We start from the raw sequence: 13839 nt of genomic DNA, 5'->3' as shown, positions 1-13839 counted from the left end.
GATTGCCAATAAGGTTCGCGTGAGCGAAAGGGTTCCAGATCAGTCGGATTATGGCGGAATTTGGCGCTGCCCATAGGGCTAACGCGGCGTTGACATCGATTGAGCCCCCTCTTATCTGTCCAACGACTTGGCGTCCAGAACCGTTTTCCGGGCGCTTTTTGCGTTTGCCCGCATTCACGCGGATTTGATGGGCCCGCCCGGTGTCCGTCGCAAACGACTAAAATTGCTATCGAAAGGACCATTGGATGGTCAGTCTCGGCGGTCTCGCCCGTAAGGTTTTCGGTTCCTCCAACGACCGCCGCGTCAAGTCGACCCGGCCCAGGGTCGAAGCCATCAACGCCATGGAAAACGAGATGCAGGCGCTTTCCGACGCCGATCTCAGGGGCCGCACGGAAAAATTCCGCCAGGATCTCGCCAACGGCGCTTCGCTCGAAGACCTCCTGGTCCCTGCCTTCGCCACGGTGCGCGAAGCGGCCCGCCGCGTGCTTGGCATGCGGCCCTTTGACGTCCAGTTGATCGGCGGCATGGTGCTGCACAATGGCGGCATCGCCGAGATGCGCACCGGCGAGGGCAAGACGCTGGTCGCCACTCTCCCGGTTTATCTCAATGCGCTCGCCAGCCAGGGCGTCCACGTTGTCACCGTCAACGACTATCTCGCCACCCGCGACTCCGAATGGATGGGCCGCGTCTACAAATTCCTCGGCCTCTCGGTCGGCGTTATCGTCCACGGCCTCTCCGACGAGGAACGCCGCGAGGCCTACGCCTGCGACGTCACCTACGCCACCAACAACGAGCTCGGCTTCGACTATCTGCGCGACAACATGAAGTACGAGCGCGCCCAGATGGTGCAGCGCGGCCACAATTACGCGATCGTCGACGAGGTCGATTCCATCCTGGTCGACGAGGCCCGCACGCCGCTGATCATTTCCGGTCCGCTCGAGGACCGCTCGGAGATGTACAACACCATCGACGCCTTCATGCTGAAGCTCGGCCCGGCCGACTACGAGGTCGATGAGAAGCAGAAGACCACGATCTTCACCGAGGAAGGCACCGAGAAGCTCGAAAACTTGCTGACCGCGGCCGGCTTGCTCAAGGGCGAGTCGCTCTACGACGTCGAGAACGTCGCCATCGTCCACCACGTCAACAATGCGCTCAAGGCGCATCTCCTGTTCCAGAAGGACAGGGACTACATCGTGCGCAACGGCGAAATCGTCATCATCGACGAGTTCACCGGCCGCATGATGCCCGGCCGCCGCTATTCGGAAGGCCTGCACCAGGCGCTCGAAGCCAAGGAGCATGTGCAGATCCAGCCGGAGAACCAGACGCTGGCCTCCGTCACCTTCCAGAACTATTTCCGTCTCTACAAGAAGCTCGCCGGCATGACCGGCACGGCGCTGACCGAGGCCGAGGAATTCGGCAACATCTACGGCCTCGAGGTCACCGAGATCCCGACCAACCTGCCGGTCATCCGCAAGGATGAGGACGACGAGGTCTACCGGACGGTCGAAGAGAAGTACAAGGCCATCGTCAAGGAGATCCGCGAGGCCAGCGCCAAGGGCCAGCCGACGCTGGTCGGCACGACCTCGATCGAGAAATCCGAGCAGTTGGCCGAGCGCCTGCGCAAGGACGGCTTCAAGGACTTCGAAGTTCTGAACGCCCGCCACCACGAGCGCGAAGCGGCCATCGTCGCCCAGGCCGGCAAGCCTGGCGCCATCACCATCGCCACCAACATGGCTGGCCGCGGCACCGACATCAAGCTCGGCGGCAATGCCGAGATGCGCATCGCCGATGAACTGGGCGACATGCCCGCAGGGCCCGAGCGCGAGGCACGGGAAAAGGAAATCATTGCCGACGTCGAGCGCCTGAAGGAAAAGGCGCTGGCCGCCGGCGGCCTCTATGTCCTGGCCACCGAGCGCCATGAATCGCGCCGTATCGACAACCAGCTCAGAGGTCGCTCCGGCCGCCAGGGCGACCCGGGCCGCTCGAAATTCTTCCTGTCGCTGCAGGACGATCTGATGCGCATCTTCGGCTCGGAGCGCATGGACGGCATGCTGCAGAAGCTCGGCCTCAAGGAAGACGAGGCGATCATCCACCCCTGGATCAACAAGGCGCTGGAGAAGGCGCAGAAGAAGGTCGAGGCCCGCAACTTCGACATCCGCAAGAACCTGTTGAAATATGACGATGTCTCGAACGACCAGCGCAAGGTGGTGTTCGAGCAGCGCATCGAGCTCATGGACGGCGAAGGCCTGTCGGAGACGATCGCCGAGATGCGCGAAGGCGTCATCGAGGAGGTCGTCGCCAAGAACATCCCCGAAAACGCCTATGCCGAGCAGTGGAACGTCGCCGGCCTCAAGGAGGAAGTGGCGCAGTACCTCAACCTCGACCTGCCGATCGAGGACTGGGTCAAGGAAGAGGGCATCGCCGAGGACGACATCCGCGAGCGCATCACGGCCGCGGCCGATGCCGCCGCCAAGGAGCGCGCCGATCGCTTCGGCCCCGACGTGATGAACTACGTCGAACGTTCGGTCGTGCTGCAGACGCTCGACCATCTGTGGCGCGAGCACATCGTCAATCTCGACCATTTGCGTTCGGTCGTCGGCTTCCGTGGCTATGCCCAGCGCGACCCGCTGCAGGAGTATAAGAGCGAGGCCTTCGAGCTGTTCCAGGCAATGCTCGGCAATCTGCGCCAGGCCGTCACCGCGCAGCTGATGCGCGTCGAGCTGGTGCGCCAGGCAGCGGACGCGCCGCCGCCCGAAACCCCGGAGATGTTCGGCAGCCATATCGACGGATCCACCGGCGAGGACGATTTCCAGGGCGGCGAGACCGCGCTTCTCGTGCGTCAGGAATCAAATGCCATTGTCGCGCCCGAAAACCGCGACCCGAAGAACCCCTCGACCTGGGGCAAGGTCGGCCGCAACGAGCTCTGCCCCTGCGGCTCCGGCAAGAAGTACAAGCACTGCCACGGCACCTTCGCCTGACCCTTTTTCCTTCTCCCCGCTTGCGGGGAGAAGGTGCCCGAAGGGCGGATGAGGGGCGGCGCCGGCGCTGGCGATCAGAACGCCGGACTTGTTTCAGGCTTCCCCCACTTACCAAGACTCACACCAGCCCCGACGCACGCGCCGCGGCCGCGGCCTCGCCGCGCGAGACGGCCTCCAGCTTCCCCAGCACCGCCGAAACATGGTGATCGACCGTCTTCGGCGAGATGGCCATATGCGCGGCGATCTTCTTGTTTGAGAAGCCTCGCTCGATAAGCTGCAGGACCTCCATCTGGCGCTGTGTGAGGCCCGCCTGGTTGGCGCGCGTCGCCTGCCTCGGCCCCCTCGCAATGTGGATCACACCGCTTTCCCGCATCATGCCGCGCACATGCTGCGCCACCGGCGTTGCGCCGAGCGCCTCGAAAATGTCGAGCGCCTCGCGCTGCGCCGGTTCATCGCCTTGCAGCAAGGCAAGCGCCCGTTCGAACGGCGCGTCCATCTTTGCCCAGAACGCGGCGGCGGCGCGCCAGTCGCCTGCCAATTGCAGGCGATGCGGCTCGGTCATACCGTCGGTCTCGCCGGGATCGCTTTCAGGCGACAAAAGCTGCCGCCAGGTCGCCAGCTCACCAAACACCGCCCGCGTCGGCGACAGGCTTTCGGCAAGGGCGATCAGGCGCAGCGCTTCATCCGGGTCGCCCTCGCCCAGCCACGCCAGCTCGGCCATAACCTCGGCGAAGGGCACGAGGCGTTGCAGCTCCAGGCCCTTGTCCAGGAACAGCTTCATCTCATCGAGAACCGGCTCGGCCGAAGGATCTCCCCGGCGGATGCGCAACCGCGCCAGCGCGATGAGCGACGGATAGCGCACCAACGGCGTCGTTGCCTCGTCGTCGACAACCTCATGCGCCATTGCCGCGGCGTCGTCCCAAAGGCCGAGCCTGAGCAGAAGCTGCGCCTGCACGCCACGCATGTAGTCGCGCCAGGTAGCGAGATCGTTCTCGACGCAATAGCCGATGCCGCGATCCAGGAACGCCGCCGCCTCCTTGAGGTTGAACCTGTTCATCTCGACACAGGCGCAGTTCGTGAAGGCGCGCGCCGCATGCTCCTGGAAGTTGCCCGTAAGGGCAATTCCAAGGCTGCGGGCGAGATCGCGCCGCCCCTTGGCGAAGTCCAGCCATTGCCCGGCCGCCCCGACATTGTTGAGGGCGTGACAAAGGATGTCGGGCCGGTTGAGCCGCTCCGCCAGCTCGACGGCCTTTCCGCCGAACATCAGCGTGTCCTCAAGCCGCTCGGCCAGCATCGCGAGCTGCGACAGATTGGAATAGGCCATGGCGAGTTCGGCGCTGTCGGGCGCCGTTTCCAGAAGCTCCACGGCCTGTCCGGCGAACCGGTCCGCGGTCTTGCGATTGCCGAGCAGATAAGCAAAGCGCGACAGCGATCTGAGACTGTCACCCTCCTTGACCCGGTCGCCCAGCGTCTGGCGCAACTGGCGCGCCTGTTCCTGCGCCTCCATCGCCGCTTCGATGCGGCCGATCAGGTGGCACTCGAACGCATGTCCTTCATAAAGCTCCGCCCGCTCCGCAATCGGGAGGGCGCCTCCATATCGCAAGGCAACCTCGTAGTGGCCGGCCGCATCGCGATGCGCGCCGATGCGGGAGGCCTCGCGCGCCGCGAGCGGCGCCAGCTCGCGCACCGCTTCAAAATTCTGCGCTTCGACGGCGTGGTGCACCAGCCTCGCGGTGGCGACGTGGGGATTTTCCTGCAGCGCTGCAAGCGCGCGTTGATTGTATTCGCGCCGGCGGCTCGGCGTCAGCGCCATCTCGATGGTGGTGCGCGCGATCTCATGCCGGAAGGCGTAGCCGTCGCCGAAATCCTCGAGCAGGCCGTTGGAGACGCATTCGGCGAGTTGGCCGGCGGCGGCAATTCCGCAAAGCCCGCTGAGCGCCCATGCGTCCGCGCGGCGCGGAAACACCGAGACCGCGTCGAGCATCGAGCGGGCGCCCGGCGACAATTTTTCGGCGCGCGCCAGCACGGCGTCACGCACGCTCGCCGGCAATGCGCCATCGCATTCCGCGGCGAGCAGCTCGGTGACGAAGAACGCGTTGCCGGCGCTCGCCCGGTAGATTGCGTCGCCATCGCGCTCGGCAGCCTTGGCAAGCGAGAGCACCGCGCTTTCGCTGAGCAGCGGCACTTCGATGCGCTGGATATTGCCGGCGGGGATCTCGCCGAGCGCCCGGCGCACGCGCATCTGTCCTTCGCTGCGGTCGGTTCGCGCCGTGATCAGAAGCAGGATGTGGGTGTTCGCGATACGCCGGCCGAGGAAGCGCACGAAATCGAGCGTCGCGTCATCGGCCCAATGCAGGTCTTCGATGACGAGCAGGCAAGGGCCTTTCGCCTCGAAGACGTCGAGCGCCTCGGAAAACAGTGGCAGCCGCTGCACCTGGCGGCCGTCGAGCGCCCGCGGCATTTCCCACTGCGCGTCGCGGGCCAGATCGTAGAGCGGCCCCAGCGGATCAGGAATGGACAGGTCCTCGCAGGCGCTGCGAAGCACGGCCGGACCCTCATCCAGCCGGCTCGCGAACGCCTCGACCAGCGCCGTCTTGCCGGCGCCGGCCTCGCCCGACAGCGCCACGACGCGGCCGCGTCCCCCTGTTGCCTCCGCCAATAAGGCGTCCATCTGCTGCAGCTGCGGCTGCCGTTCCAGAAGCATCGTCACACTCTCGCGTATCGGAATTTCCATCTTGGCGGGTCGCCGCCGCGATAAACTGGGAAACGGCACAGCAATGTGACTTTCCACACATTGAAGTGTCATCTTCCACATAAAACGTCCCAAAGATAGGGAATCGCCCCGGCCAAAATGGGGAATGGCTCCGATGCACGGCGTTTCCGGACGTGGTGGGATTGCCTCGCTCGAAACGAGCCTGGTGCATGTCGCTCAAAACTGCGCAGTGGTTTTGGGCGAATGACATGCATCAAACAGGGACTTAAGGCGCGGCGCTTGAATCCATTTCGGCGCGACGCGCTTTCATCCAATCACGAAAGGAAAGACGACCGTGCCACGTTATCTCGTTGAACGCACCTTCCCGGAAGGCCTGAACGTACCCATGAACGATGCCGGCGCCACCGCGGTGGGCGGCGTCATCGCTCGCAATGCCGAGAAAGGCGTCACCTGGGTGCAGTCCTTCGTCTCGCCCGACAAGGGCAAGAGCTTCTGCATCTACGACGCGCCCTCGCCGGAGGCGATCCGCAGCACGGCGCAGAAGAACTCGCTTCCCGTCGACAAGATCACGGAGGTGCGGGTCCTTGACCCTTACTTTTATCGCTGATCCGGCGGGCGGACGGCAGAGCGATGAGGACCATGTCGTTCCGGTCGATGGCGGACCTGATGTCCTGCCGGACAGCGCGGGAATATCCGCCACGGCGGATTTTCCCGCGCCACGGCGCGGCTTCCTGCGACGGACCCTGTCGGCGCTGTTTTCGCCACTGCGGAACCGGCGTCGGCTGCTACCCCCGCGGGACGACCATCTGATGCGTGACATCGGGCTGAGCGAACGCGAATTGCCCCGCGAATACTGGGAATATTGGTGGCATCACTACTGATCCGCGACAGACGGATCAACGTCCACCCCTTTACCGACAGGCGTCGCCGGCGTGCGGAGTTGGCCTTGACAGGCCGGCCCGCCGCTTGCGCGCCTCCACCCAATTGGAGAGACAAATGAGTATTCAAACCTTGACCAGATGCTTCATCGGCGCTTCTGCCTCGATCGTCATGCTGATAGCGGGCGCTGCCACGGCCGAAACCGTCAATCCGCTCGCTGAAAAAGTGCGGGCGGTAAACAGCCGCTTCGAGGACATCGCGGTTGCCAAGGCCGAAGGCTATGCGCCGATCCCTTGCGCCAGCGGCCTCACCGGCGGCGCCATGGGCATCCACTACGTCAACGCCGCCTATCTGAAGGACGACGCCGTCGACGTCGCCAAGCCGGAAGCGGTGATGTACGAACCGATGGCCAACGGCAAGCTGAAGCTGATCGCCGTCGAATATATCACCGCGAAAGGCCCGGCCTCGCTCGAAGGCCATCTGTTCAACTTCAACACCGCGCCCAACCGCTACGGCCTCGGCCCGTTCTACGAGCTGCATGTCTGGGCCTGGAAACGGAACCCGACCGGCGCCTTCGCCGACATGAACCCAAACGTGTCCTGCGACGCCGTGCAGGGGATGTAGGAGCACCTTTCCCTTCTCCCCGTCGCTATACGGGAGAAGGTGGCCCGAAGGGCCGGATGAGGGGCGGCGCCGGCTTCCTAGGCTGCCTTGAGCCGCTCCCATTCCTGCTCAAACTGAAAGCAGTATTGTGCCGCCTCCTCGTCAGACAGCAATCCGGCCATCTGCGGAAATATCGTCTTGTAAAGACTTTGCTGTGACCAGTCCCACGGCATCGTTCGCGCTGCGCGTGCCTCGGCGAGGATGCGTTCTAGCCGGCGCCGAACCTTGTCCGGATCGGGATGCCATGTTCGCTCTACGCTTTGGGCCCCGAACAGGTCACCCTGGAGGTCGGCATCGCCAAAAAGGTTTTCGTTCTGTTTTGCCATTATCGCCTCGAATCAAGGTATGATGGCAGAGCGTTGCGGTCGATGCGAGCGGCGTCACGAGGTTATCCCCTGTCGGGGAAAGGCCTGTGCATAAGCCGTGTCAATTTTCTCCATCTGTCCGACCGTGAATGCAAGCGCGTCTGCGATCCGTCCGACTTGGTTGATTTCATCAAGAGACAGCGCACGGCCCTTGCGAGATTTCAAATATTTCTCGATCACCTGATATCCACCGACGTGGAAATTCCAGACCGTTTTCGGTACGGGCGCGAAGCTCTGCGTCGCATTGATCGAGATGCTTTGGTCTTCCGCCGACCAGTATATATGGTCAACCTCATTGCTCCCCTTGCCGTGATAGTCGGCGAGCTTGGTCCGCGGCAGATCACGCAGCAGATGCGCCTGTAACAGCGCCCATCCGAGCCGCGACAGCGCCTCGAAATCTCCGGTCTGTTCGGCAAAAGGAATACGCGGGAAGTCGATACGCAGGAACTCGGCATAGGAGTCTCGGTATGTCGGGGCGTGCAGTACCGCATAAATGTAGCCGAGGATTTCCTCGGGCGAGTAGTGGCGGTCGTAAAGCGCGTCGAGGTAGGCACGGAAATCGCGAGACAAGTTTTCGCTCGCTTTGGCCGATGCATCGAACAGCCAAATAGGGAAGCAATAATTCTGCTCTGTTGAACCGTCGGATATCAGACAGCTTTCTGCGGGATGGGCCGCAACAAAACCATGTCTCCAAGTTCCTGTCCCTATTTGGCGAGATACAAGCAGCTGCAAGTTTTGCCGACCAGCCACGTGGTCGAGCAGTTCTCGACGCGGATAGTCCATGAACTCTGTGCCAAAAAAACATGGTCGGTTGTCGAATGGTCGGAATGCACAATCGATAATGCCACGCTCCGGGCTTTCAATATTCCTGATTGATTTTCGCCCGTCTGCCAGGTGCCAATCTCGATTGTCTTTGATCGAATATCGATCCTGCAGGGACTGATCTGGAAGGCTCTCGTCTCTCATATCACGAACGCGCCGCATCATTTCGTCACGCTCGAACGCGACGGCAAAATGGTCTCTATGCGTCTGAAATCCTAAGACATTTACCGTGAAAATCTGCTTCTTTTCAGAAGCCGGATTGAGGCTGTCGGCGATCTGCCACCATTGCCCGTATTGGTCCCATCCTGTCCAATCGAGTGGCGACAACATGAAGTAAGGTGCAACAGGTTTTGGCTCTGCCCAGCTTACCGTTTCGATCTCCAAGGCCGCGCATTGCTGATACTTTGCGAGCCTACTTCCCCACACATCTGAGTGCCAGATACCGCGCTTCGCATCCTTCTTCTTTACGAAGAGAGCGATAGCGACGCCTTTCTGAATGTCGAACACGTTTTCGTTCTCTTCGCCTTGTGGCGTCATCTCCTTTGGTTTTGTGCTGCCGTGCAGGTCAACAAGATAGATTTGATCGAAGCTGCGCGTGAGGCTTTGGCGCATGCCCCGAAATGTCGGATTGTCCAGCCATGAGTGGTTTGTGATGATGCCGACGACCCCCTCTTCCACCTCGTCCATCTTCAACTGCGCAAAACGAATAAATTTGACATAGTCGTCATTCAGCCATTTCGGATTCTTCTCACCCAGAGGCCTTTTCACGTCGCTGAAAACCGGATTTCCCTCCGCATCCGTTTCGGTCTGCACGCGACCAAATGTATATTTATAGCCGTCGATAGCCGCCGTTATCCACTTCCCCTTATTCTTGGAATGGCCTGCATAGGGCGGGTTGCCGAGAATTACCAAGATCGGCTTTTCCTTGACCGTCTGAGCCTGCTGCACTTCGTTTGACAGTTCGGGCAGAAACGCACTTTTCTGGGGCTCCACCGGTTCCAGCGTGTTGGTGAGGAAGACCTGAAGCCGCTCGTTCTCTGCGAGCGGATGGCCCTTATCCTTGAGATATTGCGAAAGCTTCAGATGGGCGATCGTGTAGGGCGCGATCAGGTATTCAAAGCCGTAGAGATTTTTGAGCATATGCTCGCGCCACAGCGTCCGCCTTGCCAGCATTCGGCCCACCTATATTGTCGAAGATGCGTTGCATCACTTCGAGTAGGAAGGTCCCTGTTCCAGCGGCAAAATCCAGCACGATCACTTTTCTGTGGTCGGCCAGCCCGGCGTCGATCTTAAACGTGCCTTTCAGAATGTCGTCCACTGCCCGCACGATGAAGTTCACCACTGGCGGCGGTGTGTAGTAGACGCCGCGGCTCTTGCGGGTCTCTTTGTCATACGCCTTCAGAAAGTCCTCATAGAAATAGATGAAAGGGTCGCGCTCGAAGAGCCGATGCTCTTCTTCGTCGCCAGCGCGGACCTTGCGACTGATTGCCTTGCGCTGGCGGAACGATAGGTCCTCGCGAATACTGGCTATGGCGAGACCGTTGACGATCGACAAAATCTCGTCGACGACCCATTTTGCCTCGTCATATTCAGCCTCCTGCATCTCTTCCAGGAATCGAACCAGTTCGCGTATTAGCCGGAAAGAGCCGGGAATGAACCGGCGTACGTTGTCGAGGTCGATAATCTCGTCGTCGCTAGCGTTCAGCTTTGCTAGAAAGAGGCCATAGGCCAGCATCTGGGCGAACGCGTCGGCGAACTCTGTAACCGTCAGCTCATGAAAGACTTGCTCGCGAAAAACAGCGTAGAGCGCATGCAACCTGCCTTCTCTGTGCACCTTCGTCTGTCGAACCAGTTCTTCCGTCAGATAGTCGCGGAGAAGCTTTGATCGCGTCGCCAGCGCGACCGCTAGTTGCTGTGCCCTTTGCAGACCTTGCGGCGGAGAAGAGAAGAACGCGGCCAGCAGCTTTGAAACCGCTTCGGCCTTATCTGGGTTGACGCTGATCGTGCGGCCTTCGATGTCGTTTGGAAAGGCCAGCGACCGGCGATCAAGTATCTTTCCGTCGGCGTCGATGCGGATGAATTGGAGGTAGTCGGTAACGACGATGTTATCGGAAAGCTTGCGATACTTCGCAATTTGGTCGGACTTCAAAACCCTGTCGAGGTTCGCACCAATCTCCTTGACCTCGACATATCCGAGGATCATCCCTTGCCGTTTCACTTTGAAATCAGGTGCGCCCTTGTCTGCATCCCGTTTCGGCTCGTGCTGAACTTGGATGCCGGGCGCCATCGCGTCGACGGCAAAGGCATTGAGGAGGTTTTCAAGCGCTGTTCGCCCGGTGTGTTCCGTTCCGCCGTCGCGATAGTTGACTGCCAGGGCCTTCAGATAAGTATCGAAACGAATGTCCATGCGCTCCCCCGATTCCAGCAATGAACCCACAACTGGCACCCTAAGCAAGCGCTGTGAACACATTTCTTGGCCACTATGCCCGTCAAGTCATTGCATTCGTTCAACAACAGAAAATACACGACCCGCCTATCCACACCACTCGCCCCCGACATAGGGACCTAGTTGGCTTTGTAACGGCCAAGGGGTGAGGCGTGGGTGCCCGCGCACCCGAAGCTCTCCACCCAACCGTTTCTTAATGTGTTTCGCATACATCGAAACCTTGGAAACAGGCGGAAAACGGAGACTATTCGGGGTGCGCTTTTCCGCGGCAACGACTGCCGGGCGGTTCCTGCCGCAGCGCTGGGCGCTGCGCATGCGGCCGTTGCTTGGCCGTATCGATGCCGTCCTCTCCACCGCCGACGAGCGCGGCGAAGCCGGGCGCATGTCGCTGATCGCCTTCTCGATCCGCATCGTCAGCGCCTTCATCGCCTTTGTCAGCCAGGTGCTGATGGCGCGCTGGATGGGCTCGTTCGAATACGGCATCTCGGTGCTGGTCTGGGTGACGATGGTCATCGTCGGCAATATCGCCTGCCTCGGCTTCCACACCTCGGTCATCCGTTTCATTCCCGAATACCGCGAGCGCGGCATGCTGGCCGAGCTGCGCGGCATCGTGCTCGCCAGCCGCCTGTTCGTGCTCATAGCCTCGACCCTGATCGCCGGCCTCGGCGCGCTTGGCGTCTGGCTATGCTCGGGCTGGATCGAGAGCTACTACGTCGTCCCCTTCATCCTCGGCGTCATCTGCCTGCCGATGATCGCGCTCGGCGATCTCATGCAAGGGCTGGCGCGCGCCAATTCCTGGGCGCTGCTGGCGCTGTCGCCCACCTATCTGGTGCGGCCGGTGCTGATCCTGGCGTTCATGGCGCTGATGCTGGCCATGCACTACGTGCCCGACGCCAAGACCGCGATCTTCGCCTCGATCGCCGCCACCTATGTCACGACGCTCGGCCAGTTGATGGCCGTCACCTCGCGCATGGAGAAAAAGATCACGGCCGGGCCGATGGCCGTGCATTTCGGCCAGTGGATCCTCGTCTCGCTGCCGATCTTCCTTGTCGAGGGCTTCTTCTTCCTGCTCACCAATGCCGACGTGCTGATGGTCGGCGCCTATCTCAAACCCAATGATGTCGCCGTCTATTTCGCCACGGTGAAGACGCTGGCGCTGGTGCATTTCGTCTATTTCGCGGTCAAGGCCGGCGTTGCCCAGCGCTACGCGCAGTTCACCCATGGCGAGCCGCACAGGCTTGCCGCCTTCGCCCGCGAGACCGTCTCCTGGACCTTCTGGCCTTCGCTGCTGATGGCGCTGCTGGTGCTGGCGTTGGGCGAGCCGATGCTGGTGCTGTTCGGCCCCGAATTCACCGCCGGCTATCCGCTGCTGTTCCTGCTGGTGCTGGGCGTGGTGGCGCGCGCCGCCGTCGGCCCCTGCGAAAGCCTGCTCACCATGAGCGGCAACCAGAACATCTGCGCCGCCGTCTATGCCATGACGCTTGCCCTGAATATCAGCCTCAACGTGCTGTTGATCCCGCTCTTCGGCCTCTGGGGCGCGGCAATCGCCACCAGCCTCGCCATGGTCTTCGAGGCCAGCGCGCTCTCCTTCACCGTCTGGCGCAAACTCGGCATCGTGATGGCGATCTTCGTGCCCGCAAACAAGGAAGTCGCCTGATGGCCGCCGTCCCGTTGCTCGAAGAGACCAGCGGCGGCCCGGCCGGCGCCATGGTCTCCAACCTTGCCGGCCTGGCGCGCGAAGTCGACCCCGCCCATATCGAGCTCTTCGCCAGCAACAGGCCGGAACGCAAGCTCGCCATCTATCCGGCTTCGGCCGGCTTCGACCTTGTCGAGGAACTCGACTATCTCAGCGCCCGCACGATCGAGCCCAACGTCTTCTTCAACCCGCGCTTCCTGGCGCCGGCGATGCCACGGCTGGAAGATCGGGAAGTGCGGCTGGCCGTCATCCGCGACGGCGACGAGTACCGCAACCGGTTGCGGCTTCTGGTGCCGTTCTCGGTCGAGCGGCCGGCGATCCCGCTCGGCGTCCCGGTGATGCGCACATGGTCGAGCCCGTTCGGCCCGCTCGGCACCCCGCTGGTCGACCGCGACGATCCGATCACCGTCATCGAGGATTTCTTCTCGATGCTGTCGAGGCCGCATCTCAAGCTGCCCAGGGTCTTCGTGCTGCCCGACATCAAGCTCGACGGCCCGGTGGCGAGCCTGCTCACCTCCTTTGCCGACAGCCGCAGTCTGACCATGGTGACCACCGGCAACGTCGAGCGTCCGGTGCTTGAGAGCGATGCCGACGGCGAGGACTATCTCAAGGCCTCGCTGCGCGCCCACCATTACCGCGAATTCCGCCGGCTGAAGCGGCGTCTCGCCGATCTCGGCAAGCTCGAGCACATTGTGGCGCGCGGGCCGGACGAGATCCGCCACGCCATCGAGAACTTCCTGACGCTGGAGGCGGCCGGCTGGAAAGGCCGCGAACGCACCGCGATGGCGATCGACCGCTACCGCGCCGCCTTCGCCCGCGAGGCCGTGCACAGGCTGGCCGAGCACGACATGTGCCGCATCCATTTGCTGACGCTCGACGGCCGCGCCATCGCCTGCCTGGTCGTCTTCGTCGAGGCCGGCGTCGCCTACACTTGGAAGACGGCCTATGACGAAGCGCTGGCCGCCTATTCGCCGGGCACGCTTTTGATGATCGAGGTGACCAGGCAGCATCTCGACGATCCCAACATCGTCATGACCGATTCCTGCTCGGTTCCCGACCATCCGGTGATGAGCCGCCTGTGGAGCGAGCGCAAGCCGATGGGCACGCTGGTGATCGGGCTGACGCCGGACGCCGACCGGCTGGCCCGGCAGGCGGCCTCGCAGCTGCACCTCTACCGCGAGACCCGCAACATGGCGCGCATCCTGCGCAACCGCATGCGAAGCCTCTTGAAAAGGCGCTAGATCAACCGCGGGACACAAGCTATGGCTTGCGGCGGC

General features: G+C 62.1%; 10 protein-coding genes. 6 read left to right on the top strand and 4 right to left on the bottom strand.

Annotated elements, in window-relative coordinates:
* Positions 1 to 245 precede the first annotated feature (245 nt).
* Positions 246 to 2978, top strand: a complete 2733-nt coding sequence (gene secA / locus AC0L2L_RS27410; RefSeq protein ID WP_473582883.1) for a preprotein translocase subunit SecA — start codon at positions 246 to 248, stop codon at positions 2976 to 2978.
* Positions 2979 to 3096: 118 nt separating this feature from the next.
* On the opposite strand, the gene AC0L2L_RS27405 is transcribed toward secA, so the two are convergent.
* Positions 3097 to 5712, bottom strand: a complete 2616-nt coding sequence (locus tag AC0L2L_RS27405; RefSeq protein ID WP_473582881.1) for a helix-turn-helix transcriptional regulator — start codon at positions 5710 to 5712, stop codon at positions 3097 to 3099.
* A 313-nt stretch (positions 5713 to 6025) separates the two neighbouring features.
* Here AC0L2L_RS27405 and AC0L2L_RS27400 point away from each other — a divergent pair, with 313 nt between their 5' ends.
* The 3 genes from AC0L2L_RS27400 (at position 6026) to AC0L2L_RS27390 (ending at position 7194) form a co-directional block, all read left to right on the top strand.
* Positions 6026 to 6298 carry a DUF4242 domain-containing protein gene (locus AC0L2L_RS27400; RefSeq protein ID WP_027167398.1) on the top strand — a complete coding sequence of 91 codons (273 nt, stop codon included), beginning with the start codon at positions 6026 to 6028 and terminating at the stop codon, positions 6296 to 6298.
* Positions 6276 to 6572 carry a hypothetical protein gene (locus tag AC0L2L_RS27395; RefSeq protein WP_473582879.1) on the top strand — a complete coding sequence of 99 codons (297 nt, stop codon included), beginning with the start codon at positions 6276 to 6278 and terminating at the stop codon, positions 6570 to 6572. The genes AC0L2L_RS27400 and AC0L2L_RS27395 overlap by 23 nt, the downstream gene beginning before the upstream one ends.
* A gap of 169 nt (positions 6573 to 6741) precedes the next feature.
* On the top strand, positions 6742 to 7194 hold the full coding sequence (locus AC0L2L_RS27390) for a hypothetical protein (protein WP_473582966.1): 453 nt from the start codon (positions 6742 to 6744) through the stop codon (positions 7192 to 7194).
* Between the two features lie 77 nt (positions 7195 to 7271).
* On the opposite strand, the gene AC0L2L_RS27385 is transcribed toward AC0L2L_RS27390, so the two are convergent.
* From AC0L2L_RS27385 to AC0L2L_RS27375, 3 genes are read right to left on the bottom strand one after another with little or no spacing between them, the layout of a single operon-like run.
* Entirely contained in the window at positions 7272 to 7559 is a 288-nt protein-coding gene (locus AC0L2L_RS27385; RefSeq protein ID WP_473582877.1) for a hypothetical protein, read from the bottom strand.
* A 54-nt stretch (positions 7560 to 7613) separates the two neighbouring features.
* The gene (locus tag AC0L2L_RS27380) at positions 7614 to 9593 is read right to left on the bottom strand and encodes a type ISP restriction/modification enzyme (protein ID WP_473582875.1); all 1980 of its coding nucleotides are present in this window, start codon (positions 9591 to 9593) and stop codon (positions 7614 to 7616) included.
* Entirely contained in the window at positions 9535 to 10827 is a 1293-nt protein-coding gene (locus AC0L2L_RS27375) for an N-6 DNA methylase (RefSeq protein ID WP_473582873.1), read from the bottom strand. Before AC0L2L_RS27375 ends, AC0L2L_RS27380 begins: the two co-directional genes overlap by 59 nt.
* Positions 10828 to 11119: 292 nt before the next feature.
* Between AC0L2L_RS27375 and AC0L2L_RS27370 the strand changes: the two genes are divergently transcribed.
* The gene (locus AC0L2L_RS27370) at positions 11120 to 12523 is read left to right on the top strand and encodes a lipopolysaccharide biosynthesis protein (protein ID WP_473582871.1); all 1404 of its coding nucleotides are present in this window, start codon (positions 11120 to 11122) and stop codon (positions 12521 to 12523) included.
* Entirely contained in the window at positions 12523 to 13803 is a 1281-nt protein-coding gene (locus AC0L2L_RS27365) for a GNAT family N-acetyltransferase (protein WP_473582869.1), read from the top strand. The genes AC0L2L_RS27370 and AC0L2L_RS27365 overlap by 1 nt, the downstream gene beginning before the upstream one ends.
* The last annotated feature ends 36 nt before the right edge of the window (positions 13804 to 13839 follow it).

This window comes from Mesorhizobium sp. WSM4832, from assembly GCF_055811115.1.
The sequence above is the reverse complement of the archived record's forward strand: the minus strand, read 5'-3'. Positions and strand labels throughout refer to the sequence as shown.

Bases quoted from the DNA above. Each gene is read 5' to 3' on its own strand.
- secA (WP_473582883.1), top strand. From the start codon at position 246: ATGGTCAGTCTCGGCGGTCTCGCCCGTAAGGTTTTCGGTTCCTCCAAC.
- AC0L2L_RS27365 (WP_473582869.1), top strand. From the start codon at position 12,523: ATGGCCGCCGTCCCGTTGCTCGAAGAGACCAGCGGCGGCCCGGCCGGC.
- AC0L2L_RS27380 (WP_473582875.1), bottom strand. From the start codon at position 9,593: ATGCTGGCAAGGCGGACGCTGTGGCGCGAGCATATGCTCAAAAATCTC.
- AC0L2L_RS27375 (WP_473582873.1), bottom strand. From the start codon at position 10,827: ATGGACATTCGTTTCGATACTTATCTGAAGGCCCTGGCAGTCAACTAT.
- AC0L2L_RS27385 (WP_473582877.1), bottom strand. From the start codon at position 7,559: ATGGCAAAACAGAACGAAAACCTTTTTGGCGATGCCGACCTCCAGGGT.
- AC0L2L_RS27405 (WP_473582881.1), bottom strand. From the start codon at position 5,712: ATGGAAATTCCGATACGCGAGAGTGTGACGATGCTTCTGGAACGGCAG.
- AC0L2L_RS27390 (WP_473582966.1), top strand. From the start codon at position 6,742: ATGCTGATAGCGGGCGCTGCCACGGCCGAAACCGTCAATCCGCTCGCT.